Genomic DNA, 3,408 nt, shown 5'->3' with positions numbered 1-3,408 from the left:
GGCCACGGCGGCCGGGCGGGCCCCCCGTGCGCGAGGGGACCCGCCCGGCCGCCGTGGCCCCGGCGTCAGGTGCCGGGGCCGGCACGCGGAGCGCCGGCGGGGGCTACTCGAGGAGCTCCGCGTACGAGCCCATGGCCAGGGCGATGTCGGCCTGGGCCCAGAACCGGTGGTACGTGAAGGTGGGCGCGGCGCCGCCCGCCAGATAGGACTCGATCTTCGACCAGGCCGGGTCGTCCTCGTAGAAGGAACGGATCGAGTCGAACGTCGACGACGAGTCGATCCTGTCGCCGTTGGGCATGGTGCCGGTCCAGCCGCTCGGGACCTGAACGGGGTCGTCGAAGCGGTTGTAGTCGGCGCGGGTCTCCGGGACGGCGATGCCGAGGTCGTCCTGGTGGTTGTCCCACATGCCGTCGAGCAGCGCCTTCGCCGTGTCCGCGGCCTCGGTGTCGCCCGAGCGGTCCGCGTAGTACGTCAGCGTCTTGGCGTAGGCCGCGGCCACACCGACGTCGTTGGTGTAGTCGGCGACGGTGACGTGCAGCGAGCTGTTGGCGCCGGGGGAGGAGGGGTTCCAGGTGTCGGGCCTGCCCGACCACTGGAGGGTCGACGGGACCCGGAAGGTGCCGTCCGGGTTGATCGTGGTCTTCGACAGAGCCCAGTCGACCCACTTGTCGAGCACGGTCTTGGCGCTCGCGTCACCCGTCTGCTGGTAGTACTCGGCGACCCGCTCCATGGACCACGCCTGGAAGCCGAACCACTGGTTGGACGGCGGGTCGTGGTACACCGGCTTCTCGTCGTAGTACATGCCGTGGAACGTCGGCGTTCCGGCCGGCGGGCTCGCGTAGCGGCCCGCCCAGCTGTTGGTGGCGCCGCCCGCGATGGCGCCCTCGTCGGACTGCAGCCAGCGGTAGAACTCCAGCTGCCGGTCCAGGGACTTGTCCCAGTCCTGCGCACCCGTCGCCGACTTCGGCTTCAGGGCGGCGTAGGAGCTGAGGGCGTAGGCCGCGAGGGGGTTCTGGTAGCCGCCGTGCGCGTGGCTGGAGCCGATGCGCCAGGCCCAGCCCGCGGAGGAGTCGGTGGCGCCGCCCCAGGCGTAGTACCAGGACATCAGATAGTGCGAGGCGTCCTTGCCGGTACCGGCCGGGCAGGAGGACGGGCTGGTGCAGTTCCCGACCTTCTTGAAGTACTTGTCGTACATGGAGTAGCGCAGGTAGTCGCCCATCTTGGCGGCCTTGGCGACGGTCGCGGAGATGTCACCGCCCTTGCCCTGCTCCTTCGCCCACAGATCCGCCCAGTACGCGGCCTGCACCGCGCGCGCGTCGGCGTCCGGCGCGTTGGTGAACTTCCACTGCTTCGCGTAGGAGGCGTCCTGGGTGAACAGGTCCAGATACCCGTTCTTGCCGCCGTACTTGAAGGCGTCGCAGGTGGGCTGCGGCACCGTCTCCCACACCGACTCCTGCGAGCCGCGCTGGAAGGTGTTGATGTACGACGGTCCGGTCGCCGTCGGACCCGCCTCGCACTTGCCGGGCTCGTTGCCGTAGCCGTAGGTGTTGTCCACGTCCTGGAGCCAGTGCATACCGTAGACGTCGTCCGTGCCGTACGTGGACCTCAGCTCGGAGGCGATCGGATCCGGGCCGACGGAGACGCCGGTGTCCAGCGGTGCCGGGTACTGCGCGGGGGTGTCGAGCTCGGGCGCGTAGGTCGCCGGCTTCGACGCGTTGTAGAAGGAGTTGGTCGGCTGGTCGGCGTGGGTCGGGATCATGTACCGCTCCATGATGTCCCAGGCCCCGTTGAACTTCGACCAGTCACCGGTCACCTTGCCGTACATGGCCTGCAGCCACAGCAGGTAGCTGTAGGCCTCCGAGGTGGTCTCGTGGCCGTGGTCCGGTGCCTCGACGATCAGCGTCTCCACCGAGTGGTACGGGATGCCCTCGGGCGAGAAGTAGCCGTTCGCCGGGTCGGTGATCTTTCCGTACAGTTCCAGGAAGCGCGCGTCGTAGGCCTTCGTCGCGCCCAGCTGCGTCACCGTGACCGCGGCCTTCGCGTGGCCCGGGGCCGACGACTCGAAGACCGCCGAGCCCGTGCCCGAGGAGCCGGCGCCGATCGTGACCCTCTGCGCGGTGTTCCAGTTCGAGGGCGTGAAGGTGAGCGAGCCGCCCGCGGTGACCGACAGCCCGGAGTTGCCGCTCGCGCGGGCCGTCGTGACGGTCGTGTTGGAGCTCGGCCGCGTCGACAGCTTCACCTCGTACGTGCCCGACTCGCCTTGGCGCACTCCCAGTTGGGACGGTGTCGCCACCACGGTCGGGCCCGAGGCGACGGTGATGCCGACCGGGGTCGAGTTCGCGGAGGCGCCCAGGCTGTCGTACGCCTTCGCCGCCAGTGAATGACTGCCCACGGTCAATCCAGCGACGGAGAGCGTGAAGGGCGCGCTCGTGTCCGTGCCCAGCAGCGCGGTGTCGTCGTAGAACTCCACCTTGGTGATCGTCGCGTCGTCGGCCGCCGCCGCGGTCGCCGCGAGCGGAACCGTTTGGCCCTGCGTGTAGACCGCGCCGGCCGCCGGGCTGGTCAGCACGGTGATCGGCGGCTGATGGGCCCCCGTGCAGGCGGTGCCGTTGACGGCGAACGACGTGGGCGCGGAGTTGCTGCCGCTGTAGGAGAACTGCGCGCCGGTGGTGACGGCGCCGCCGGCCGCGATCCGCGCGTTGTGCGCGGCGTTCCTCACGGTCACGGTCTTCCCGGACTGGCTCCAGCTGCCGTTCCAGCCGTTCACGAGCTGCTGGTTGCCCGCGTAGCCGTAGGTGAGGGTCCAGCCGTCGATGGCTTGCGCGGCGCGGTTGGTGAGGGTCAGATCCGCGGTGAAGCCGGAACCCCAGTCATTGGTGCGGTAGTCCACACTGCACTGAACGGCCGCCGCCTGAGCGGGAGTCGATGCTGACGAGAGCATCGTCAGCGGAAGCGCGAGAGCGGCCGCCGCGGCGGTCCACAGTCGCCGGACGCCGTGGCGTCCTCTGGGTGGGGGGCGCATGGTGCTGGTTCCTCCTGCGACTCGGAGAGGTCAAGGCTTGAACCAGTGGGAGCGCTCCCATAGTGGGGACGGCACCCAAAGCGGTCAAGCCTTGTGGAGAGTCGAAAAGATTCGACGGCCCGAGTCGAGCGAAAGTCAGTAACTCCCCTGTTCTTTGCCGTCACTTGGCGCTAGCTTCATGAGCACCAGTGGGAGCGGTTCCATCAGTCGACGCGTCCGTCACGACGCGTCCGAACTGCAAGGAGTCGCTCATGCGGCACCCCCCGCGTTCAGTACTTTTAGAGCCCCGAACAAAATGGGCGCCCGGCTCGCGGCGTCTGGCACGCACGCTCGCCGCGTTGCCAAAAGGTCCTAGTAGCTCCGCCACGAGGACCTTCCGGCGCCTT

General features: G+C 69.1%; 1 protein-coding gene. It reads right to left on the bottom strand.

From position 1 onward, the window contains the following. Nucleotides 1-103: 103 nt before the first annotated feature. Nucleotides 104-3,022: a glycoside hydrolase family 48 protein gene (locus AOK11_RS36485; protein ID WP_055597924.1), complete on the bottom strand. Its 2,919-nt coding sequence runs from the start codon at nt 3,020-3,022 to the stop codon at nt 104-106. Nucleotides 3,023-3,408 lie beyond the last annotated feature (386 nt).

The organism is Streptomyces hirsutus, assembly GCF_001418415.1.
GTDB classification, from domain to species: domain Bacteria; phylum Actinomycetota; class Actinomycetes; order Streptomycetales; family Streptomycetaceae; genus Streptomyces; species Streptomyces hirsutus.
This window is presented reverse-complemented; position numbering and strand designations above follow the sequence as displayed.